We start from the raw sequence: 21464 nt of genomic DNA on the forward strand, positions 1-21464 counted from the left end.
ATCCGGATGGTCGGGCGCAGCCAGGTGTACGGGGGCAGCAGGAGCCCCCGTACACCTGGCTGCGCCCGACCATCCGGATACGGCTCACGCTGCTGTACGGCGGCATGTTCCTGATCGCCGGCATCCTGCTGCTGTCGATCATCTACATGCTGGCCGCCCAGGCCCTGCACGTGGGCAGCGAGCTGCCGTTCAAGATCGTCAGCGGCAAGGTGACCAGCGAGATCTGCAACCTGCCCGAGAACGCGCCCGCGGACGACTTCAACGCCGCGGTGAACACCTGCGTCAACCATCAGCGCCAGCAGGCGCTCGACACGCTCCTCAACCGGTCGCTGCTGGCCCTCGTGGGTCTGAGCGTCATCGCGTTCGCCTTCGGCTACGCCATGGCCGGACGGGTGCTCTCACCGCTCGGCCGGATCACCCGCATCGCCCGCAGGGTGGCCGGAACCGACCTGTCCCGCCGCATCGAACTGGACGGCCCCGACGACGAGCTCAAGGAGCTCGCCGACACCTTCGACGACATGCTGGAGCGGCTGGAGCGGGCCTTCACCGCACAGCAGCGCTTCGTCGGAAACGCCTCCCACGAGCTGCGCACCCCCCTGGCCATCAACCGCACACTGCTGGAGGTCCACCTCTCCGACCCCCAGGCACCCCCGGAGCTCCAGCAACTGGGCAAGACCCTGCTGGCCACCAACGAACGCAGCGAGCAGCTCGTCGAGGGCCTGCTGCTGCTCGCCCGCAGCGACAACCAGATCGTCGAGCGCAAGCCCGTCGACCTGGCCGAGGTGGCCTCCCGCGCGCTGGACCAGGCGCGGGGCGAGGCGGAGGCCAAGGGCGTGGAGATGCGCAGCGAGCTGGCCCCGGCCGTCGTCCAGGGCAACGGTGTCCTGCTGGAGCGGATCGCGCTCAATCTCGTACAGAACGCGGTGCGCTACAACATCCCGGCCGACGGCTGGGTCGAGGTCAGCACCGAGCTGCTGCCGGGACAGGCCCTGATGGTCGTCACGAACACCGGGCCGGTGGTTCCCGCCTACGAGATCGACAACCTCTTCGAGCCCTTCAGGCGGCTCCGTACGGAGCGGACGGGCAGCGACAAGGGGGTCGGCCTCGGCCTGTCGATCGCGCGCTCCGTCGCGCGCGCTCACGGGGGCCGTATCATCGCCGAGCCCCGCGAGGGCGGTGGTCTTGTGATGCGCGTCTCACTGCCCGTCTGAGAAGCTGGGCGGGGCGTGATCTGCGCGGATTATTTTTGTTCGCTTTGAGCGGAATTTTCGGGACACGGTCCCGGAGATGCCGTGTGTGATCGATCACAGGAGCGAATTTCCGTCCGTCCACGCTCCGTGACCAGGGATCCCACCGAAAATCCGGCAAAAGTCGGGTTTTCACGGGTCATTATCACGGGAAGTACACGGGGTGGTGCCGGTAAACGGCGCCGCCAGGACCGTGTACGGTCCCCATCGCCACCCAAGCTGATCACTCTCGAGCGGTCCTTTTGGGTGTCGATTGAGTAACAGACCTTGATGTGAGGCAAAATCTCCGCCTCGGGTCGGGCACAAGTCCGGCCTCTCACGCGTTACGTGCGCTGAGACACCGCAGACACCCAGAGGGGGAGAGCGACAATGGCAACGGATTACGACACCCCACGCAAGACCGACGACGACGTCGATCAGGACAGCCTTGAAGAGCTCAAGGCTCGCCGGAGCGACAAGACGGCGTCCGCCGTCGACGTCGACGAATTCGACGCGGCCGAAGGACTGGAGCTGCCCGGCGCAGACCTGTCCAACGAAGAACTGGCCGTACGGGTCCTGCCCAAGCAGGCCGACGAGTTCACGTGCATGAGCTGCTTCCTCGTGCACCACCGCAGTCAGCTGGCCCGCGAGAAGAACGGTCAGCCCATCTGCCGCGACTGCGACTGAGGTCCGGTCGGCCGTGGCAGGGGACTCACCGTTCCGGAAGCGGCGCCGTCGGCGCGATGAAGGGCCGGAGGCGCAACAGGGCGGTACAGGCCCGGCAGAGGGCGTCACAGCGCCTGCCGAGCGGTCCGCCCTGCCACCCACGCCGGGCGAACACGACGACGAGCGAGGCCGGTCGGCCTCGCTCGAAGCGGTCGAAGCAGCTGTCGCGGCCATCGAGGCCGCGGCGGAGGTCGACGCGGCCGACAGGGCCGCACAGGTCGACAGGACGGAGCCCGTGACCGGGGCAGGCCGTCTGAAGTCTGTGAAACGGGGCGTACGCAAGGGCGGGGAGAGCGCCAAGGCGGCGATCGGTCATATCGCCGACCTGATCATCGATATCGCTCCCCGCGTCCCTGTGCGCGACCTCGCCACCCTGCGCAAGCAGTTCCCGGGCCTCGGGCCCGACGAGATCGCCGACCGGCTCATCGCCGGCGCGAGCAGGGCCACCGCGACCGTCGGCGCCGGAATCGGCGCGGCGGCCATGATGCCCGTCCCGCCCGCCATGCTCGCCGAGCTGGCCGCGGAGATCACCGGTGTGGCCGCGATCGAGATGAAGCTCGTGGCGGAGCTGCACGAGGTCTACGGACTGCGCCCGCCCGGCAACCTCGCCCAGCGCTCCACCGCCTACCTCACGTCCTGGACGGAGGAGCGCGGCATCGACGTCGCCCACCCCACGACGGTGAACGCGGCGCTCGGCGGCCAGATGAAGCGTGAACTGCGCCAGCAGATCATGAAGCGCACCGTGCGCGACCTGCCCAACCTCATCCCGTTCATGATCGGCGCCGCCGTCGGCGCGATGATGAACCGGCGCGACACCAAGAAACTCGCCGAACGGGTCAGGAAGGACCTGCGCGAGCGGCAGACCCCCTGGGACCGCCTGGCCGGCCTGCCACCGCTGGAACGGCCCGAGCGCCCGTACAAGGCCCTGCCGGAAAGCCCGGAGGGCCCCCGGGACGCCTGATTACGCCTGGGGCGGGACGACTGCCTTCAGGGCCGCCGCCAGCGCCTGCGGCTCACGGGTCGACAGATACACGTACGGAGTCGGGTCCCCGGGATCCGTGACTTCCACGCGCACCGCCGTCGGGATGTAGCTGCGCAACAGCATGAAGGCCCGGGTGTCCGCCTTGTACGAGCGCCAGGCGCGCGCCTCCTCGGCGTCCAGCACCTCGGCCTCACCGAGCGCCGACACGGGGATCCGCGCGTCGCCCGCGACGAGGGCACCGGCCACCACCCGGATCCGCGCGGAGCCGTAGGAGCTGACCGCCACCGCCGACAGCACGGTGCCTCCGGCCAGCCCGGCGAGCAGGGGAAGGGTGCCCAGCGGCAGCAGCATCAGCGCGCACGCGATGCCGACCAGGAGCGCGATGAACCACCACGAACGGGGTGCGGTGAGACGTTCGTCGAACGGCGGGGTGGAAGGCTGCATGAAGCCAAGCTTGGCACGGCGCGACCTGCGGGTACCCGCGCGGGTAAGGTCTGCGGCTGTGAGTGGAACATCTGCGGCTCTGAAGCCCCCCGCCGACGCGGTGAAACCGGTCCGGCATCCCGACGCCCCGGCACCGGGCGAGCTGCTCGGCGCGCACTACGAACACTGTTTCGGCTGCGGCGACGGACAGCCGCACGGGCTGCACCTCCAGGCGCGGGCCGGTGAGGGAGTCGGCGTCACCGCCGAGTTCACCGTGCAGGCCGCCCATCAGGGCGCCCCGGGCCTCGCCCACGGCGGGGTGCTGGCCACCGCGCTGGACGAGACGCTCGGCTCCCTGAACTGGCTGCTGCGCGTGATCGCGGTGACCGGACGGCTGGAGACCGACTTCGTGCGCCCCGTGCCGGTCGACACCGTGCTGTTCCTCGACGCCGAGATCACTGCCGTGCACGGGCGGAAGATCTACTCCCGGGCGACCGGCCGGATCGGCAGTCCGGAGGGGCCCGTCGCCGTCCGCGCGGAGGCCCTGTTCATCGAGGTCAAGGTCGACCACTTCATCGACAACGGCCGCCCGGCCGAGATCCAGGCAGCGATGGCCGACCCCGACCAGGTCAGGCGCGCCCGCGCCTTCGAGGTGAACCCCTGATGCGCCACCCCGTCGACGTCCTGATCCGCCGCCTCGACCCGGAGGTGCCGATCCCGGCGTACGGGCACCCGGGCGATGCCGGAACCGACCTGGTCACCACCGAGGCCGCCGAGCTGGCGCCCGGTGAGCGGGCCGTACTCCCCACCGGGGTTTCGATCGCCCTGCCGGACGGGTACGCCGCGTTCGTACACCCCCGGTCCGGCCTCGCCGCACGGTGCGGAGTCGCCCTGGTGAATGCTCCGGGGACGGTGGATGCCGGGTACCGTGGAGAGATCAAGGTGATCGTCATCAATCTCGACCCGCGCGAGTCCGTGCGGTTCGAGCGGTTCGACCGGATTGCCCAACTGGTCGTGCAGCAGGTCGAGAAGGTGCGCTTCCACGAAGTGTCGGAGCTTCCCGGTTCGGCGCGGGCCGAAGGGGGCTTCGGTTCCACCGGCGGTCATGCCGCCGTTGATGTTGATGGCTGATGTTGATGGCGTCCGGGGCGGGGTTCCCCAGGGCGGGAACAGCTACGCTTCGGTCGAATCCGACCGGGAAGGAAAGTGACGTGTTCGGACGTCGCAAGAACAGTGGTTCCGCCGATGACACGGCGGACGAAGCGCGCGAGGCCGAGCAGGTCGTCGACGAGCTCGATGACGCCGAGGGCGGATCGCGCCGGACGAACCTTCCGCCGGCACCGCGGCCGGACGGTCCGTGGGACATCGAAGAGGTCTCCCAGCCCGGTGAGGGCCGGGTCGACCTGGGCGGCATCTTCGTGCCCGGTGTCGAGGGCATGGAACTGCGCGTAGAGGTCGCCGGTGACGCGATCGTCGCCGCCACGGTGGTGCTGCGCGACAGCGCGATCCAGCTGCAGGCCTTCGCCGCCCCCAAGAAGGAGGGCATCTGGGGCGAGGTCCGCGAGGAGATCGCCTCCGGCATCACCCAGCAGGGCGGCATCATCGACGAGGTCGAGGGCCCGCTGGGCTGGGAGCTGCGCGCGCAGGTCCCCGTACAGCTCCCCGACGGGGCGAACGGCGTGCAGATGGTGCGCTTCGTCGGCATCGACGGCCCGCGCTGGTTCCTGCGCGGAGTGATCTCCGGCCAGGGCGCCGTGCAGCCGGAGGCCGCCGGCCTCCTGGAGACGGTATTCCGGGACACCGTCGTGGTCCGCGGCGACGGGCCGATGGCCCCGCGCGACCCGATCGTCCTGAAGCTGCCCAACGACGCCCAGATGGTTCCCGAGGGCGTTCAGCAGGAGGAGCAGGAGGGCTCGAAGTTCTCCGGCGGCATGGCGGGCCTCCAGCGCGGCCCCGAGATCACCGAGGTGCGCTGACCCGCACCACCTCAGCACCGGCCGGTGGCCCGTATCCCCCCGGGGATACGGGCCACCGGCCTTTCCGCGTTCGGGGGAGCGGCTCCGTATGGGGCGCGTATCGGGCACGTACGGGCACCGTCAAGGCCGGGCCCTTCCCCGTAAGGAAGCCATCAACGCAGGTCACGGGGGCGCGGGCAGGAGGTTTGCTCAAGAAGTCCGAGACATCCGCACCTCATCCAGGAGCACCCGATGGCCGACCTGGCCTTCGTCGTCACCACGATCGCGGTCTTCGCGTTGGTGGCACTCATTGCCAAGGGGGTGGCGAAGCTGTGACTGCCGAAAACGTGACCGGCCTCGTCGTGGCCGTAGCCCTGCTGGGCTATCTCGTCCTCGCCCTTCTGTACCCGGAGAGGTTCTGAGCCCGATATGAGCCCCGTCCTCGCCGGCGTGCTCCAGGTTCTCGCGCTCGTCATGGCGCTGGGTCTGGCGTACCGCCCGCTCGGTGACTACATGGCCGGCGTCTATTCCTCTCCGAAGCATCTGCGGGTGGAGAAGTGGATATACAAGGCCATCGGCGCCAACCCGAACACGCAGATGCGCTGGCCCGCCTATCTGCGCGGTGTGCTCGCCTTCTCCGCCGTGAGTGTCCTCTTCCTGTATCTGCTGCAGCGGCTCCAGGGCTCTCTGCCCGGTTCGCTCGGCTTCGCCTCGATCGACCCCGACCAGGCGTTCAACACGGCGGCCTCGTTCGTCGCCAACACCAACTGGCAGTCGTACTACGGCGAGCAGGCCATGGGCCACGTCGTGCAGACCGGCGGCCTCGCGGTGCAGAACTTCGTCTCGGCCGCCGTCGGCATCGCCGTCGCGGTGGCTCTCGTCCGGGGGTTCGCCGCCACCCGCAGCGGTGAACTCGGCAACTTCTGGGCCGACCTGGTACGCGGCGTCGTACGGATCCTGCTGCCGATCGCGGTGATCGGCGCACTCGTACTCGTCGCCTGCGGAGCCATCCAGAACTTCTCCGGCATCCACGAGGTCGGCCAGTTCACGGGCGGATCGCAGCAGTGGAACGGCGGCGCGGTCGCCTCCCAGGAGGTCATCAAGGAGCTGGGCACCAACGGCGGCGGTTACTTCAACGCCAACTCGTCCCACCCCTTCGAAAACCCCAACGGCCTCTCCAACCTCTTCGAGATCTTCCTGATCCTCGTCATCCCCTTCGCCCTGACGCGCACCTTCGGCCGCATGGTCGGTTCGCTCAAGCAGGGGTACGCGATCCTCGCCACCATGGGAGTCATCTGGCTCGGGTTCACCGCCCTGATGATGTGGACCGAATTCGCCCACCACGGGCCCGCGTTCGAGATTGCGGGCGGCGCGATGGAGGGCAAGGAGAACCGGTTCGGCGTCGGCGGCTCGTCCATCTTCGCGGTGGCCACCACGCTCACCTCGACCGGCGCGGTGAACTCGTTCCACTCCTCGTTCACCGGCCTCGGCGGCGGCATCACGATGCTCGGCATGCAACTCGGCGAGATCGCCCCCGGCGGCACCGGCTCCGGTCTGTACGGGATGCTGATCATGGCGATCATCGCGGTGTTCATCGCCGGTCTGATGGTCGGCCGTACGCCGGAGTACCTGGGCAAGAAGATCGGCACCCGCGAGATCAAGCTCGCCGCCTGCTACATCCTCGTCACACCGGCCCTGGTGCTCTGCTTCACCGCCGTGGCGATGGCCCTGCCCACGCCGGGCAACTCGATGACCAACTCGGGCGCACACGGCTTCTCGGAGATCCTGTACGCCTACACCTCCGGCGCCAACAACAACGGTTCGGCGTTCGCCGGGCTCAACGCGGACACCCAGTGGTTCAACACGACGATCGGGCTCGCGATGCTGCTGGGCCGGTTCCTGCCCATGGTGTTCGTCCTGGCCCTGGCCGGCTCGCTCGCCGAGCAGCGGCCCGTACCGGCGACCGTCGGCACCCTCGGCACTCACAAACCGCTGTTCAGCGGGCTGCTGGTCGCCACCATCATGATCATCGCCGGTCTGACCTACTTCCCGGCCCTCGCCCTGGGGCCGCTGGCCGAAGGGCTGGCGTCATGACCCCCCGTACGAAGCAAGAGGACACGATGTCCACAGTCACTCCGGCCCGAGCACCCCATCAGGACGCTCCGGCCGGGTCCGCCCCCGAAGGGCGCGTCGGCGCCGGGCTGTTCGATCCCCGAATGCTGATCGAGTCCTTCCCCGACGCGATACGCAAGCTCGACCCGCGGGTGATGGTCAAGTCGCCGGTGATGTTCGTGGTGCTGATCGGCTCGGTGCTGACCACCGTGCTCGCGGTGCTGGATCCGGCCGACTGGTTCGGCTGGGCGATCGCCGCCTGGCTCTGGCTGACGACGGTCTTCGCCAATCTGGCGGAGGCGGTCGCCGAGGGCCGCGGCAAGGCCCAGGCCGACACCCTGCGCAAGGCCAAGACCGACACCGTGGCGCGCCGGATCACCGGCCGGAACGAGGAACGGATCCCCGGCGCGGAACTGCGCATCGGCGATCTCGTCGTCTGCGAGGCGGGCGACATCATCCCGGGCGACGGAGACGTCGTCGAGGGCGTAGCGAGCGTCGACGAGTCGGCGATCACCGGCGAGTCCGCCCCGGTCATCCGGGAGTCCGGAGGCGATCGCAGCGCCGTCACCGGCGGTACGAAGGTGCTCTCCGACCGCATTGTCGTCAAGATCACCACCAAGCCGGGCGAGACGTTCATCGACCGGATGATCGCCCTGGTCGAGGGCGCGGCCCGGCAGAAGACACCCAACGAGATCGCGCTGAACATCCTGCTGGCGTCCCTGACCATCGTGTTCCTGCTGGCCGTGGTCACGCTTCAGCCGTTCGCGATCTACGCCGGCAGCGAGCAGTCCATGATCGTGCTGGCCGCGCTGCTGGTCTGTCTGATCCCGACCACCATCGGCGCGCTGCTCTCCGCGATCGGTATCGCCGGCATGGACCGCCTCGTCCAGCGCAACGTGCTCGCCATGTCCGGACGCGCCGTCGAAGCGGCGGGCGACGTCTCGACGCTGCTGCTCGACAAGACCGGCACCATCACCCTCGGCAACCGCCAGGCCGCCGAGTTCCTGCCCGTCGCCGGAGTGACGGAGGCCGAACTGGCGGACGCCGCCCAGCTCTCCTCGCTGGCCGACGAAACGCCCGAGGGCCGGTCCGTGGTGATCCTCGCCAAGGAGAAGTACGGCCTGCGCGAGCGTCACCAGGGCGAACTCGCCCAGGCGGAGTGGGTGGCGTTCACCGCCCAGACCCGCATGTCGGGCGTGGACGTCGACGGACGCAAGGTCCGCAAGGGCGCGAGCGGATCGGTCGTCGCCTGGGTGAGGGAGCGGGGCGGCAGCGTCTCCCCGGACGCGCAGGCACTGACCGACCGCATCTCCGCGGCCGGCGGAACCCCGCTGCTGGTGGCCCGCCAGGACGCGGACGGGGCCCGGGTCCTGGGCGTCATCCACCTCAAGGACGTCGTCAAGGAGGGCATGCGGGAACGGTTCGACGAACTGCGCCGGATGGGCATCCGTACGGTCATGATCACCGGCGACAACCCGCTCACCGCGAAGGCCATCGCCCAGGAGGCGGGCGTCGACGACTTCCTCGCCGAGGCCACTCCCGAGGACAAGATGGCCCTCATCAAGCGGGAGCAGGCGGGCGGCAAGCTCGTCGCGATGACCGGCGACGGCACGAACGACGCCCCGGCGCTCGCCCAGGCCGATGTCGGCGTGGCCATGAACACCGGAACCTCGGCCGCCAAGGAGGCCGGGAACATGGTGGACCTGGACTCCAACCCCACCAAGCTCATCGAGATCGTGGAGATCGGCAAGCAGCTGCTGATCACCCGCGGCGCCCTGACGACGTTCTCCATCGCCAACGACGTGGCGAAGTACTTCGCGATCATTCCCGCGATGTTCGCCGTGGTCTACCCGGGCCTGGACAAGCTCAACATCATGGACCTGTCCTCACCCCGGTCCGCGATCCTGTCCGCCGTGATCTTCAACGCGCTCATCATCGTCGCGCTGGTCCCGCTCGCCCTCAAGGGCATCCGCTACCGGCCCAGCGGCGCGGACTCGATGCTCCGGCGGAACCTCTGCGTCTACGGGCTCGGCGGGCTCATCGCCCCGTTCGCCGGCATCAAGATCATCGACCTGATCATCTCCCTCATCCCCGGAATCGGCTGACCTGCCATGAACAACTCCGTAGGAAACTCCGCCCGCCTGCTCTGGGCAGGTCTGCGCGCCCTGCTCGTCCTCACCCTGGTCTGCGGCGTCATCTACCCCCTCGCCGTCACCGGCGTCGCCCAGGGGCTCATGCCCGGACGCGCCAACGGCTCCGAGGTCACGGCGAACGGCAAGGTCGTCGGCTCCGAGCTCATCGGCCAGCGCTACGACCTCCCCCTCGGGAAGGGCCAGGAGACCGCGGCCCCCGACCTCAAGTGGTTCCAGCCCCGCCCCTCCAACGGCCTCGGTACCAACAGCGTGAACACCCAGTACTCGCTGATCCTGTCCGGCGCGACCAACCGCTCCGGCGACAACAAGGAACTCATCGACTGGGTCACCGCCGCCAAGGCCGCCGTTGTCAAGAACAACTCCGTCCCCGGCCACCCCGTCAGCCCCTCCCAGGTGCCGGCCGACGCGGTCACCTCCTCCGCCTCCGGCCTCGACCCGGACATCTCCCCGGCGTACGCCGACCTCCAGGTCAACCGTGTCGCGGCACGCAACCACCTCGACACCGCACGGGTCCGCGAGCTCGTCGACGAGCACACCGACGGCCGCATCCTCGGCTTCGTCGGTGAACCGCGGGTCAACGTGCTCCAGCTCAACATCGCACTGCGGGAACTCGTGCACGGCACGGGAACGCGCTGAACGTACCGCGATGCCCGGGTCCGGCCGCCGCGGCCCGACCCGGGCACGGGAACGCACGGTTACGACGCCGGCCGGGCCCCGGTCACGGGAACGCACGGGTACGACGCCGGCCGGGCCCCGGTCACGGGAACGCACGGGTACGACGCCGGCCGGGCCCCGGTCACGGGAACGCACGGGTACGACGCCGGCCGGGCCCCGGGAGGCGGTATGACGTCGGCTGGACCCCGGCATCAGAATTACGTCAATACGGACCGCACCCGCAGTCCTGGCCCGATATGACAGAAATCGACGGAGTAGTTTCGACAGTGGCTGCCGCATGGGCCGCCGCCGGTCTCGGTGAGCAGAACCGGTTTCAGGAAGACAATGGGGCCATGGCGCGCGGCAAACTTCGGATCTACCTCGGTGCGGCACCCGGCGTCGGCAAGACGTACGCGATGCTCTCCGAGGCGCACCGCCGGGTGGAGCGCGGCACCGACTGTGTCGTCGGCTTCGTCGAGCACCACGACCGCCCGCGCACCGAGGTCATGCTGCACGGCCTGGAACAGATCCGGCGCCGCGAGATCGAGTACCGCTCCGCCGTCTTCACGGAGATGGACGTCGAGGCCGTCCTGGAGCGCGCCCCGGCCGTCGCCCTGGTGGACGAACTCGCGCACACCAACGTGCCCGGCTCCCGCAACGCCAAGCGCTGGCAGGACGTCGAGGAACTCCTCCAGGCCGGCATCGACGTCGTGTCCACGGTCAACATCCAGCACCTGGAGTCACTCGGGGACGTCGTCGAGTCCATAACCGGCGTACGCCAGCGCGAGACCGTGCCCGATGAAGTGGTCCGCCGCGCCGACCAGCTCGAACTGGTCGACATGTCGCCCCAGGCGCTGCGCCGGCGGATGGCCCACGGCAACATCTACAAGCCGGACCGGATCGACGCCTCGCTCTCCAACTACTTCCGCCCCGGCAACCTCACCGCCCTGCGCGAGCTGGCCCTGCTCTGGGTCGCCGACCGGGTCGACGAGTACCTCCAGCAGTACCGCGGCGAGCACAACATCCGCACCACCTGGCAGGCCCGCGAGCGCATCGTCGTCGGACTCACCGGCGGTCCCGAGGGCCGCACCCTCATCCGCCGCGCGTCCCGGATGGCGGCCAAGGGCTCCGGCAGCGAGATCCTCGCCGTCTACATCGCCCGCAGCGACGGCCTGACGTCGGCCTCGCCCAAGGAGCTGACCGTCCAGCGCACGCTCGTCGAGGACCTCGGCGGCACCTTCCACCACGTCATCGGCGACGACATACCCTCCGCGCTCCTCGAGTTCGCCCGGGGCGTCAACGCCACCCAGATCGTCCTCGGCTCCAGCCGCCGCAAGGCCTGGCAGTACATCTACGGACCCGGCGTCGGCGCCACCGTCGCCCGCGAGTCCGGCACCGACCTCGACGTCCACATCGTCACCCACGACGAGGTCGCCAAGGGCCGCGGCCTCCCCATCGCCCGCGGCGCCCGGCTCGGCCGGGCCCGCATCATCTGGGGCTGGCTCGTCGGCGTCGGCGGACCGGTGCTCCTCTCCCTGCTCCTCAAGGGCATGGAGAACGGCCCCGGCCTCGCCAACGACGTCCTGCTCTTCCTCTTCCTGACCGTCGGCGCGGCCCTGCTCGGCGGGCTGCGGCCGGCCCTGGCGTCGGCCGCCGCGGGCTCCCTGCTGCTGAACTACTGGTTCACCCCGCCGACGCACACCCTGACCGTGCAGGACCCCGAGAACTTCGTCGCCATCGTGATCTTCTTCGCGGTGGCCGTCGCGGTGGCCTCCGTCGTGGACCTCGCGGCCCGCCGCACCCATCAGGCCGCCAGGCTGCGCGCCGAGTCCGAGATCCTCTCCTTCCTGGCCGGCAGCGTGCTCCGCGGCGAGACCACCCTGGCCGCGCTCCTGGACCGGGTCCGCGAGACCTTCGGGATGGAGTCCGTCGCCCTGCTGGAGCGGCAGAGCGACGTCGAACCGTGGACGTGCGCCGGCAGCGTCGGACCGGCGCCGGTCGCCCGGCCCGAGGACGCCGATGTGGACATGCCCGTCGGCGACCACATGGCCCTGGCCCTCTCCGGCCGGGTGCTGCCCGCCGAGGACCGCCGGGTGCTCGGCGCCTTCGCCGCCCAGGCCGCCGTCGTCCTGGACCGCCAGCGGCTGGTCGGCGAGGCGGAGGAGGCCCGCAGGCTCGCCGAGGGCAACCGGATCAGGACCGCTCTGCTGGCCGCCGTCAGCCACGACCTGCGGACCCCGCTTGCCGCCATCAAGGCCGCCGTCAGCTCCCTGCGCTCCGACGACGTCGCCTGGTCGGAGGAGGACGAGGCCGAACTCCTCGAAGGCATCGAGAACGGTGCCGACCGCCTCGACCACCTCGTCGGCAACCTCCTCGACATGTCCCGCCTGCAGACCGGTACCGTCACCCCGCTGATCCGCGAGATCGACCTCGACGAGGTCGTGCCCATGGCCCTGGGCGGCGTGCCCGAGGACAGCGTCGAGCTGGACATCCCCGAGACGCTTCCGATGGTCGCCGTCGATCCGGGACTGCTGGAGCGGGCCGTCGCCAACATCGTGGAGAACGCCGTCAAGTACAGCCCGGACGGTGAGCGCGTCACGGTGGCCGCCAGCGCGCTGGGCGCCAGGGTCGAGCTACGGGTGGCCGACGGCGGCCGGGGCGTGCCCGACGAGGCCAAGGAACGCATCTTCGAGCCCTTCCAGCGCTACGGCGACGCCCCGCGCGGTGCGGGAGTGGGCCTGGGCCTCGCGGTGGCCCGCGGCTTCGTCGAGTCCATGGGCGGCACGCTGGACGCCGAGGACACCCCCGGCGGAGGCCTCACCATGGTCCTGACCCTCAAGGCCGCCTCGGGATACGTTCCGGTCAGCCCCGACCTGCCCGCACGGGTCACCTCATGACCCGGGGAGACCTCCCCGGCCCCCGCACAGCTCAGACGTACAGCAGAAAGGCAGGACCGCGATGACCCGGGTGCTTGTGGTCGACGACGAGCCGCAGATCGTACGCGCCCTCGTGATCAACCTGAAGGCGCGCAAGTACGAGGTGGACGCCGCGCCCGACGGGGCGACCGCGCTCCAGCTGGCCGCCGCACGCCACCCCGACGTCGTCGTCCTCGACCTCGGGCTGCCCGACATGGACGGTGTCGAGGTGATCAGGGGCCTGCGCGGCTGGACCCGGGTGCCGATCCTGGTGCTCTCGGCCCGGCACACCTCCGACGAGAAGGTCGAGGCGCTGGACGCGGGGGCCGACGACTACGTCACCAAGCCGTTCGGCATGGACGAGCTGCTGGCCCGGCTGCGCGCCTCGGTGCGACGCGCCGAGCCCGTCGGCCAGGACGGCGGCGACGAGGTCGTGCTCGTGGAGACCGAGGGCTTCACCGTCGACCTCGCCGCCAAGAAGGTCCACCGCGAGGGGCGCGACGTCCGGCTCACCCCCACCGAGTGGCACCTGCTGGAGGTCCTGGTCCGCAACAGCGGCCGGCTGGTCAGCCAGAAGCAGCTGCTCCAGGAGGTCTGGGGGCCCTCGTACGGCACCGAGACGAACTATCTGCGGGTCTACATGGCCCAGCTCAGGCGCAAGCTGGAGGCCGACCCCTCGCACCCCCGGCACTTCGTCACCGAACCCGGGATGGGCTACCGCTTCGAGCGCGCCTGAGGGTCCGCGCCCGGGGTGCGGCACCACCCGTTCGAGTGAGACGGCGGCCACCCTCCAGGACCTCCGGAGACCGGTACCCTTCGGGTATGAGTGCCGTACCCCGATCCGAGAAGACCCAGAAGGCCGAGCGGCCGTCCGGGCGCTTCCGGCGCATGCTCGACCGGCTCTCCAGCTCCCAGGAGGACCTGGAGTGCGAGGAGCTGGAGGAGGACTCGCAGGCATCCGGATGCACCCGGATCTCCGAGTGCACCGACCGCCAGATCGTGAAGGTCACTGGTACCTTGCGGACGGTCACCCTGCGACCGCGTGCCGGAGTGCCCGCCCTCGAGGCGGAGCTCTTCGACGGCACCGCGCCGCTCGACGTGGTCTGGCTCGGCCGCCGCTCCATCGTGGGCATAGAGCCGGGCCGCAAGCTCATCGCCTCCGGCCGCATCGCCATGAGCCACGGGCGCCGGGTGCTGTTCAACCCCAAATACGAACTCCGACCGCTCGGCAAGGAGTAGCCGGTGACGTCTCTCGACAAGCCGACGTCCGACACGGACCGCACCACAGACCAGCAGGAGGCCGATGCGAAGGCGGTCACCGAGGCCGCGCTCTTCGAGGCCTTCGGCGGCGTCCGGGGCATGGTGGAGACGGTCCTGCCCGGACTGCTCTTCGTCACGATCTTCACCATCGACAAGAACCTCACGAACTCGGCCATCGCGGCCGTCGTGGTGTCGCTGGTGCTCGTGGCCGTCCGGCTGATCCGCAGGGACACCGTCAAGCACGCCTTCAGTGGTGTCTTCGGCGTGGCCTTCGGCGTCGTCTTCGCGAAGATGACCGGCAACGCCAAGGACTTCTACCTGCCGGGCATGATCTACACGCTCGGACTGGCCCTCGCCTACCTGGTCAGCACGCTCGCCGGTCTCCCGTTGATCGGACTGATCCTGGGCCCGGTGTTCAAGGAGAACCTCTCCTGGCGCACCCGGAACCCTGGCCGGAAGAAGGCCTACGCCAAGGCCAGCTACGCCTGGGGACTGATCCTGCTCGCCAAGTGCGCGATCCTCTTCCCGCTGTACTGGTGGGCCGACACCACCCAGTTCGGCTGGGTCCTGATCGCCCTGAAGATCCCGCCGTTCCTGCTGGCGGTCTACCTCACCTGGGTCTTCCTCGCCAAGGCGCCGCCGCCCATCGACGTCTTCGCCGAGATGGAGGCCGAGGAGCAGGCCGAGAAGGCCCGTAAGGCGGCCGCCGCCGAAGCGGCGGCCCGCGGCCAGGAATACTGACACACGCGAGAGACGAGAGGGGCATGTCACCGCCGACGGCGGTGACATGCCCCTCTCCCGTGGTGGTTCCGCTCTCAGCTCTCCGGGTCGCCCTGGCGCACCGACAACAGGTCCTCCAACTGCTCCTCGCGGGCCTGGGCGGCGACGAACAGCAGCTCGTCCCCGGCCTCCAGCGTCTCCTCCGTGCTCGGCGTCAGCACGCGCTGCCCGCGAATGATCGTCACCAGCGAGGTGTCCTCCGGCCAGGCGACCTCCCCGACCTGCGTGCCCGCCAGCGCCGACTCCGGCGGCAGCGTCAGCTCGACCAGGTTCGCGTCACCGTGGCTGAAGCGCAGCAGCCGGACCAGATCGCCGACACTCACCGCCTCCTCGACCAGAGCCGACATCAGCCGCGGCGTGGAGACCGCCACATCGACGCCCCAGGACTCGTTGAACAGCCACTCGTTCTTCGGGTTGTTCACCCGGGCGACGACGCGCGGCACGCCGTACTCCGTCTTGGCGAGCAGCGAGACGACCAGGTTCACCTTGTCGTCGCCGGTCGCGGCGATCACGACGTTGCACCGCTGCAGCGCCGCCTCGTCCAGCGAGGTGATCTCGCAGGCGTCCGCCAGCAGCCACTCGGCCATCGGCACCCGCTCCACCGAGATGGCGGTCGGCGCCTTGTCGACGAGCAGCACCTCGTGCCCGTTCTCCAGCAGCTCGGCCGCGATGGAACGACCCACCGCGCCGGCCCCGGCAATCGCGACACGCATCAGTGACCGCCCTCCTCGGGGCCCTCGGCGAAGGCCGCCTCGACCTTCGCGATCTCGTCCGTACGCATCATCACGTGGACGAGGTCGCCCTCCTGCAGCACCGTCTGCGACGACGGCAGTATGGCTTCGCCCAACCGGGTGAGGAAGGCCACGCGCACGCCCGTCTCCTCCTGGAGGGTGCTGATCTTGTGGCCGATCCAGGACGGAGTGGTGTGCACCTCGGCAAGCTGCACACCGCCGCTCGGATCCCGCCACAGCGGCTCCGCGCCCGAAGGCAGCAGCCGGCGCAGCATCTGGTCCGCGGTCCAGCGCACGGTGGCGACCGTGGGGATGCCGAGGCGCTGGTACACCTCGGCACGCCGGGGGTCGTAGATCCGGGCCGCGACGTTCTCGATGCCGAACATCTCGCGCGCCACGCGGGCCGCGATGATGTTGGAGTTGTCGCCGCTGCTCACCGCGGCGAACGCACCGGCTTCCTCGATCCCCGCCTCGCGCAGGGTGTCCTGGTCGAACCCGACCCCCGTGACGCGACGGCCGCCGAAGCCGGAGCCGAGGCGCCGGAACGCCGTGGGGTCCTGGTCGATGACGGCGACCGTGTGCCCCTGCTGCTCCAGGGTCTGCGCGAGAGCGGCTCCCACTCGCCCGCAGCCCATGATGACGATGTGCACCTTGCGCCTACCTCGCAGTCCTGGTCGTCCGGCTGACCTGCGAAAACACCCTGCTCACACTCATTTCTCGGCTGGCCGGGCAAACAATGGGGCAACGGTTCGTCCCGTTGCCCAGGATTGAGCTTAAGCGGCGCCGGGTGCGTTGCCTCATTCGAGTGTGCTCATCCCGGGGGCACTGTGGCAAAGCCGACGTTCCCCGAAGTCTTCGGACGGACTTCCGAGGTTTGTTCGAAGGGTGTTCGGGAGTGCGGTCGGGAGCGCCTGGGGATCGCTTCGAGAGGGCTTTCGCGTGGGTGCGGTGCAAGGATTCCGTTAAGGATTTCGTGGTCTTTCCCGCCAGGTGCAGGAGATTGCGGGGCCACGGGGGTGGTGCGTGGGTAGCTCCCATACGGAACCCTTACGATCCTCAGCGTGTCCAAACTGACCGACGTGCCCAAACGGATCCTGATCGGCCGGGCCCTGCGCAGCGACAAACTGGGGGAGACGCTCCTCCCCAAGCGCATCGCCCTCCCCGTCTTCGCATCCGACCCGCTGTCCTCGGTGGCGTACGCCCCCGGAGAAGTCCTCCTGGTGCTCTCCATCGCGGGCGTGTCGGCGTACCACTTCAGCCCGTGGATCGCGGTCGCCGTCGTGGTCCTGATGTTCACCGTCGTCGCCTCCTACCGGCAGAACGTGCACGCGTACCCGAGCGGCGGCGGCGACTACGAGGTCGCCACCACCAACCTCGGGCCGAAGGCCGGACTGACCGTGGCCAGCGCCCTGCTGGTCGACTACGTCCTGACCGTCGCCGTGTCCATCGCCTCCGGCGTGGAGAACCTCGGCTCCGCGATCCCGTTCGTCGTCGAGCACAAGACGACGTGCGCCATCGCCGCCATCGTGCTGCTGACCGTGATGAACCTGCGCGGCGTCAAGGAGTCCGGCAAACTCTTCGCCATCCCCACCTACCTCTTCGTGGCCGGCGTCTTCATCATGATCGCGTGGGGCGCCTTTCGCGGACTGGTCCTCGGCGACACCATGCACGCCCCGACCTCCGACTACACGATCAAGGCCGAGCACGGGGGCCTGGCGGGCTTCGCCCTGGTCTTCCTGCTCCTGCGGGCGTTCTCCTCCGGCTGTGCGGCCCTCACCGGCGTCGAGGCCATCAGCAACGGTGTCCCGGCCTTCCGCAAGCCGAAGAGCAAGAACGCCGCCACCACCCTCGCGATGATGGGCCTGCTGGCCGTCACCATGTTCTGCGGCATCATCGGGCTCGCCATGGCCACGGACGTCAAGATGGCCGAGAACCCGGCGAAGGACCTGATCAACAACGGCACCCCGGTCGGCTCGTCCTTCGTCCAGGACCCGGTGATCTCCCAGGTCGCGGCCGCGGTCTTCGGCGACGGCACGTTCTTCTTCGTGATCCTCGCCGCGGCCACCGCGCTCGTCCTCTTCCTGGCTGCCAACACCGCGTACAACGGCTTCCCGCTGCTTGGTTCGATCCTGGCCCAGGACCGCTACCTGCCCCGACAGCTGCATACCCGCGGCGACCGCCTCGCCTTCTCCAACGGCATCGTGCTGCTGGCCGGCGCGGCGATCCTGCTGGTCTGGATCTACGGGGCCGACTCGACCCGGCTGATCCAGCTCTACATCGTCGGCGTGTTCGTCTCCTTCACCCTCAGCCAGACCGGCATGGTCCGGCACTGGAACCGGCACCTGCGCTCCGAGAAGGATCCGCTCAAGCGCCGCCACATGATCCGCTCCCGGGCGATCAACACCTTCGGGGCCTTCTTCACCGGCCTGGTGCTCGTCGTCGTCCTCGCCACCAAGTTCACCCACGGGGCCTGGGTCGCGCTGCTCGGCATGGTGATCTTCTACGGCACGATGACCGCGATCCGTAAGCACTACGACCGGGTCGCCGCGGAGATCGCCGCCGACGAGACGCCGTCGGACGAGACCGTCCGCCCCTCCCGGGTCCACTCGATCGTCCTGGTCTCCAAACTGCACCGCCCGACCCTGCGCGCACTCGCGTACGCCAAACTGATCCGTACGGACCACCTGGAGGCGCTGTCCATCAGCGTCGACCCGGCCGAGACCAAGGCGCTCAAGGAGGACTGGGAGCGGCGCGGCATCAACGTACCGCTCAAGATCCTCGACTCGCCCTACCGCGAGGTGACCCGTCCGGTCATCGAGTACGTCAAGAGCCTGCGCCGGGAGAGCCCGCGCGACGTCGTGAGCGTCTACATCCCGGAGTACGTCGTCGGCCACTGGTACGAGCACCTGCTCCACAACCAGAGCGCCCTCAGGCTCAAGGGCCGGCTGCTCTTCACCCCCGGCGTGATGGTCACTTCCGTCCCGTACCAGCTGGAGTCCTCCGAGGCGGCCAAGAAGCGGGCCCGCAAGCGCGCGGACTGGAACGCCCCGGGTTCGGTGCGACGCGGCCCCGTGGAGCGCAGGCACAAGGAACCGACGAACAAGAGCTGACGCTCCGTAGCGGCTTCTGGTAAGCGGCCGGACGACACCCACGTAGACTCGTAGGTTGTTGTCCGGCCGTTCGCCGTCCCGCCTTGATCTCTGGAGCCCTCCCCTCATGCAGAACGAATCCACCTCTCCGCAGACCGGGGAACCGCAGTCCGGGGAATCGCTCGTGGGGCAGGAGTACGAGGTCGAGGTCGGCCCGGTCGCCCACGGCGGCCACTGCATCGCCCGTACCGCCGAGGGCCAGGTCCTGTTCGTACGCCACACCCTGCCCGGCGAGAAGATCGTCGCCCGGGTCACCGACGGCGCCACCGACTCCCGCTTCCTGCGCGCCGACGCGGTACGGATCATCGAGGCGTCGAAGGACCGGGTGAAGGCCCCGTGCCCGTTCGCCGGCCCCGGCAAGTGCGGCGGCTGCGACTGGCAGCACGCCAAGCCGGGCGCCCAGCGCCGGCTCAAGGGCGAAGTGATCGCCGAGCAGCTCCAGCGCCTCGCGGGCCTCACCCCCGAGGAGGCGGGCTGGGACGGCACCGTCATGCCGGCCGAGGGGGACAAGCTTCCGCCGGGCGAGGTACCCGCCTGGCGTACCCGCGTCCAGTACGCCATCGACCCGGACGGCCGCGTCGGCCTGCGCAAGCACCGCTCGCACGACATCGAGATCATCGACCAGTGCATGATCGCCGCGCCCGGTGTCACCGAGCTCGGCATCGAGAAGCAGGACTGGCCCCAGATGGCCACGGTGGAGGCCATCGCCGCCACCGGCTCCCACGACCGCCAGGTCATCCTCACCCCGCGCGAGGGCGGCCGCCTCCCGCTGGTCGAGCTCGACAAGCCCGTCTCGGTCCTGCGCGTCGACGAACGTGACGGCGGCGTGCACCGTGTCCACGGCCGCGGCTTCGTCCGCGAACGCGCCGACGACCGCACGTACCGCGTCGGCTCCGGCGGCTTCTGGCAGGTCCACCCGCAGGCCGCGGACACCCTGGTCCGCGCGGTGATGCAGGGCCTGCTGCCCCGCAAGAACGACACGGCGCTCGACCTCTACTGCGGCGTCGGCCTCTTCGCCGGTGCCATCGGCCAGCGCATCGGCGAGAAGGGCGCGGTGCTCGGCATCGAGTCCGGCAAGCGCGCGGTCGAGGACGCCCGCCACAACCTCAAGGACCTGGAGCGGGTCCGCATCGAGCACGGCAAGGTCGACCAGGTCCTGCCCCGCACCGGCATCACCGAATGCGACCTGATCGTCCTGGACCCGCCCCGCGCGGGCGCCGGCAAGGCCACGGTGAAGCAGCTGACCGGCCTGGGCGCGCGCAAGATCGCGTACGTGGCGTGCGACCCGGCGGCACTGGCGCGGGACCTGGCGTACTTCGCGGAGGGCGGGTACAAGGTGCGGACGCTGAGGGCGTTCGATCTCTTCCCGATGACGCATCACGTGGAGTGCGTCGCCATCCTTGAGCCTGCCGAGAAGGGCCGCTGACCTGCTGTTTTAGTGGGTGTGCATTATGTGCGTTGTGTGCGTTACGGGCGATATCTTGACGCATGTTCGATGCATATTTGACGCACGTGACGCACGTTTGACGCATGAACTGATGGGTCGTCAGGGATCTCCCGAATCGACTGACGGCTCATCAAGTCTGTTTTGGGGGTCTCTGGCTTCCTGTCTTTGGGGGCTGCGGGAGACCTCGGTTCGCGAGGGCTTCATGGTGGCGAGGTACGGCTCAAGATCTGCGCGGCTGGGGTGCGGCGGCGTGGGCAACTTTGGCGTCGAGGTCGCCTTGGTGAGCTGCTGAAGGTGGGCGACTGCGAACGCGAGCCACACTTCGATCTCGGTCCTTTCCTGCCCGGGTGGCAGGGATGTGGCGTGGTCGCGTACTGCTGTGACGAATTCGGTCAGGCGCTTGGCTTCGTGCCACGCGTCTGCCTGCTTTTCGAGATGCTCGACGCGATAGGGGGCCTTCCCCCATGGCGGTGGACACGCGGTCATTGATCACGCGGCGAGCGTGAGCTTAGCGGCGTGGTGTCGTCGTTCGTATTCGTTGGGGCTGAGGTGGCCGTTGGCGGAGTGCCGGCGGCGGGTGTTGTAGCGGGACAGCCAGGCAAAGACCGTCCTTCTGCAAGTGTCGGCGTCGCCGTAGTCGCGGGCGCCCTGGAGTGTCTCCCGTTTCAGGGACGCGTGGAAGCTTTCGCAGGCTGCGTTGTCCGCACTCGTGCCGACTGCGCCCATGGACCGGGTGACCTCCAGCTGGGGCCTCGTCACCCAGGGCGAACGCGGCCGGCGCGGCGTTGCCGCCCGTCAGGGTGCCCGTGAACCCGAAGCCCACTGAGCCTCCCGGCGCCACCCGTCCGTTCCAGGAGATGCTCGCGGCCTTCACCTTCGCCCCGTCCTGCGTGGGTGTCGCGTTCCACATCTGGCTGACCCTCTGTCCGTTCGCGAACGTCCAGCCGAGCT

At 69.4% G+C, this 21464-nt stretch carries 18 protein-coding genes and 3 pseudogenes; 16 read left to right on the top strand and 5 right to left on the bottom strand.

The window, feature by feature from the left end; genetic code table 11:
• The first annotated feature begins 59 nt into the window (after nucleotides 1–59).
• The 3 genes from EAO72_RS36940 (at nucleotide 60) to EAO72_RS36950 (ending at nucleotide 2913) form a co-directional block, all read left to right on the top strand.
• Entirely contained in the window at nucleotides 60–1211 is a 1152-nt protein-coding gene (locus tag EAO72_RS36940; RefSeq protein ID WP_261991838.1) for a sensor histidine kinase, read from the top strand.
• 405 nt (nucleotides 1212–1616) lie between these two features.
• Nucleotides 1617–1913, top strand: a complete 297-nt coding sequence (locus tag EAO72_RS36945) for a DUF4193 domain-containing protein (RefSeq protein WP_003965732.1) — start codon at nucleotides 1617–1619, stop codon at nucleotides 1911–1913.
• Nucleotides 1914–1926: 13 nt separating this feature from the next.
• Nucleotides 1927–2913 (top strand): hypothetical protein, encoded by a 987-nt coding sequence (locus tag EAO72_RS36950; protein ID WP_148021371.1) that lies wholly within the window; start codon nucleotides 1927–1929, stop codon nucleotides 2911–2913.
• On the opposite strand, the gene EAO72_RS36955 is transcribed toward EAO72_RS36950, so the two are convergent.
• Entirely contained in the window at nucleotides 2914–3378 is a 465-nt protein-coding gene (locus EAO72_RS36955) for a DUF3093 domain-containing protein (protein WP_148021372.1), read from the bottom strand.
• Nucleotides 3379–3436: 58 nt separating this feature from the next.
• Between EAO72_RS36955 and EAO72_RS36960 the strand changes: the two genes are divergently transcribed.
• The 11 genes and pseudogenes from EAO72_RS36960 to EAO72_RS37010 all read left to right on the top strand — a co-directional run bounded on the left by EAO72_RS36960 (nucleotide 3437) and on the right by EAO72_RS37010 (nucleotide 15147).
• On the top strand, nucleotides 3437–4021 hold the full coding sequence (locus EAO72_RS36960) for a PaaI family thioesterase (RefSeq protein WP_148021373.1): 585 nt from the start codon (nucleotides 3437–3439) through the stop codon (nucleotides 4019–4021).
• Nucleotides 4021–4567: pseudogene (dut, locus tag EAO72_RS36965) on the top strand (dUTP diphosphatase). Before EAO72_RS36960 ends, dut begins: the two are co-directional and overlap by 1 nt.
• A 1-nt stretch (nucleotide 4568) precedes the next feature.
• Entirely contained in the window at nucleotides 4569–5333 is a 765-nt protein-coding gene (locus tag EAO72_RS36970) for a DUF3710 domain-containing protein (protein WP_148021374.1), read from the top strand.
• Nucleotides 5334–5644: 311 nt separating this feature from the next.
• Nucleotides 5645–5734, top strand: a complete 90-nt coding sequence (gene kdpF / locus EAO72_RS36975) for a K(+)-transporting ATPase subunit F (RefSeq protein ID WP_148021375.1) — start codon at nucleotides 5645–5647, stop codon at nucleotides 5732–5734.
• Between the two features lie 7 nt (nucleotides 5735–5741).
• Complete coding sequence (gene kdpA / locus EAO72_RS36980; protein WP_148021376.1) at nucleotides 5742–7406, top strand: potassium-transporting ATPase subunit KdpA; 1665 nt, start codon at nucleotides 5742–5744, stop codon at nucleotides 7404–7406.
• A gap of 26 nt (nucleotides 7407–7432) precedes the next feature.
• Nucleotides 7433–9529 carry a potassium-transporting ATPase subunit KdpB gene (kdpB, locus tag EAO72_RS36985; RefSeq protein ID WP_148021377.1) on the top strand — a complete coding sequence of 699 codons (2097 nt, stop codon included), beginning with the start codon at nucleotides 7433–7435 and terminating at the stop codon, nucleotides 9527–9529.
• Nucleotides 9530–9535: 6 nt separating this feature from the next.
• The gene (locus tag EAO72_RS36990; RefSeq protein ID WP_148021378.1) at nucleotides 9536–10213 is read left to right on the top strand and encodes a potassium-transporting ATPase subunit C; all 678 of its coding nucleotides are present in this window, start codon (nucleotides 9536–9538) and stop codon (nucleotides 10211–10213) included.
• A 371-nt stretch (nucleotides 10214–10584) separates the two neighbouring features.
• Complete coding sequence (locus EAO72_RS36995; protein ID WP_148021379.1) at nucleotides 10585–13128, top strand: sensor histidine kinase; 2544 nt, start codon at nucleotides 10585–10587, stop codon at nucleotides 13126–13128.
• A gap of 61 nt (nucleotides 13129–13189) precedes the next feature.
• A complete protein-coding gene (locus EAO72_RS37000; RefSeq protein WP_148021380.1) occupies nucleotides 13190–13882 on the top strand; it encodes a response regulator in 693 nt (230 codons plus the stop codon).
• An 86-nt stretch (nucleotides 13883–13968) separates the two neighbouring features.
• Complete coding sequence (locus EAO72_RS37005) at nucleotides 13969–14385, top strand: OB-fold nucleic acid binding domain-containing protein (RefSeq protein WP_187285336.1); 417 nt, start codon at nucleotides 13969–13971, stop codon at nucleotides 14383–14385.
• Between the two features lie 3 nt (nucleotides 14386–14388).
• On the top strand, nucleotides 14389–15147 hold the full coding sequence (locus EAO72_RS37010) for a DUF3159 domain-containing protein (protein ID WP_148021382.1): 759 nt from the start codon (nucleotides 14389–14391) through the stop codon (nucleotides 15145–15147).
• A gap of 74 nt (nucleotides 15148–15221) precedes the next feature.
• On the opposite strand, the gene EAO72_RS37015 is transcribed toward EAO72_RS37010, so the two are convergent.
• Nucleotides 15222–15899, bottom strand: a complete 678-nt coding sequence (locus EAO72_RS37015) for a potassium channel family protein (protein ID WP_148021383.1) — start codon at nucleotides 15897–15899, stop codon at nucleotides 15222–15224.
• Nucleotides 15899–16567, bottom strand: a complete 669-nt coding sequence (locus EAO72_RS37020; RefSeq protein WP_026242838.1) for a potassium channel family protein — start codon at nucleotides 16565–16567, stop codon at nucleotides 15899–15901. Before EAO72_RS37020 ends, EAO72_RS37015 begins: the two co-directional genes overlap by 1 nt.
• Before the next feature lie 411 nt (nucleotides 16568–16978).
• On the opposite strand from EAO72_RS37020, the gene EAO72_RS37025 reads away from it, so the two are divergent.
• Nucleotides 16979–19027, top strand: a complete 2049-nt coding sequence (locus EAO72_RS37025) for an APC family permease (protein ID WP_148021384.1) — start codon at nucleotides 16979–16981, stop codon at nucleotides 19025–19027.
• Nucleotides 19028–19133: 106 nt separating this feature from the next.
• Nucleotides 19134–20492, top strand: a complete 1359-nt coding sequence (locus EAO72_RS37030; RefSeq protein WP_148021385.1) for a class I SAM-dependent RNA methyltransferase — start codon at nucleotides 19134–19136, stop codon at nucleotides 20490–20492.
• Nucleotides 20493–21002: 510 nt separating this feature from the next.
• Here EAO72_RS37030 and EAO72_RS37040 read toward each other — a convergent pair.
• Nucleotides 21003–21251, bottom strand: a pseudogene (locus EAO72_RS37040) (integrase core domain-containing protein); the annotation flags it as partial.
• 82 nt (nucleotides 21252–21333) lie between these two features.
• Nucleotides 21334–21423 (bottom strand): annotated as a pseudogene (locus tag EAO72_RS43565) (cellulose binding domain-containing protein); the annotation flags it as partial.
• Nucleotides 21424–21464: the final 41 nt, after the last annotated feature.

This window comes from Streptomyces sp. OR43, assembly GCF_008042275.1.
In the GTDB taxonomy this organism is placed as follows: Bacteria; Actinomycetota; Actinomycetes; order Streptomycetales; family Streptomycetaceae; genus Streptomyces.

What these genes read in the sequence shown, in the direction of transcription:
- EAO72_RS36945 (WP_003965732.1), top strand. Translation starts at nt 1,617, where the DNA reads ATGGCAACGGATTACGACACCCCACGCAAGACCGACGACGACGTCGAT.
- EAO72_RS36955 (WP_148021372.1), bottom strand. Translation starts at nt 3,378, where the DNA reads ATGCAGCCTTCCACCCCGCCGTTCGACGAACGTCTCACCGCACCCCGT.
- kdpA (WP_148021376.1), top strand. Translation starts at nt 5,742, where the DNA reads ATGAGCCCCGTCCTCGCCGGCGTGCTCCAGGTTCTCGCGCTCGTCATG.
- kdpB (WP_148021377.1), top strand. Translation starts at nt 7,433, where the DNA reads ATGTCCACAGTCACTCCGGCCCGAGCACCCCATCAGGACGCTCCGGCC.
- EAO72_RS36990 (WP_148021378.1), top strand. Translation starts at nt 9,536, where the DNA reads ATGAACAACTCCGTAGGAAACTCCGCCCGCCTGCTCTGGGCAGGTCTG.
- EAO72_RS36995 (WP_148021379.1), top strand. Translation starts at nt 10,585, where the DNA reads ATGGCGCGCGGCAAACTTCGGATCTACCTCGGTGCGGCACCCGGCGTC.
- EAO72_RS37000 (WP_148021380.1), top strand. Translation starts at nt 13,190, where the DNA reads ATGACCCGGGTGCTTGTGGTCGACGACGAGCCGCAGATCGTACGCGCC.
- EAO72_RS37005 (WP_187285336.1), top strand. Translation starts at nt 13,969, where the DNA reads ATGAGTGCCGTACCCCGATCCGAGAAGACCCAGAAGGCCGAGCGGCCG.
- EAO72_RS37015 (WP_148021383.1), bottom strand. Translation starts at nt 15,899, where the DNA reads ATGCGTGTCGCGATTGCCGGGGCCGGCGCGGTGGGTCGTTCCATCGCG.
- EAO72_RS37030 (WP_148021385.1), top strand. Translation starts at nt 19,134, where the DNA reads ATGCAGAACGAATCCACCTCTCCGCAGACCGGGGAACCGCAGTCCGGG.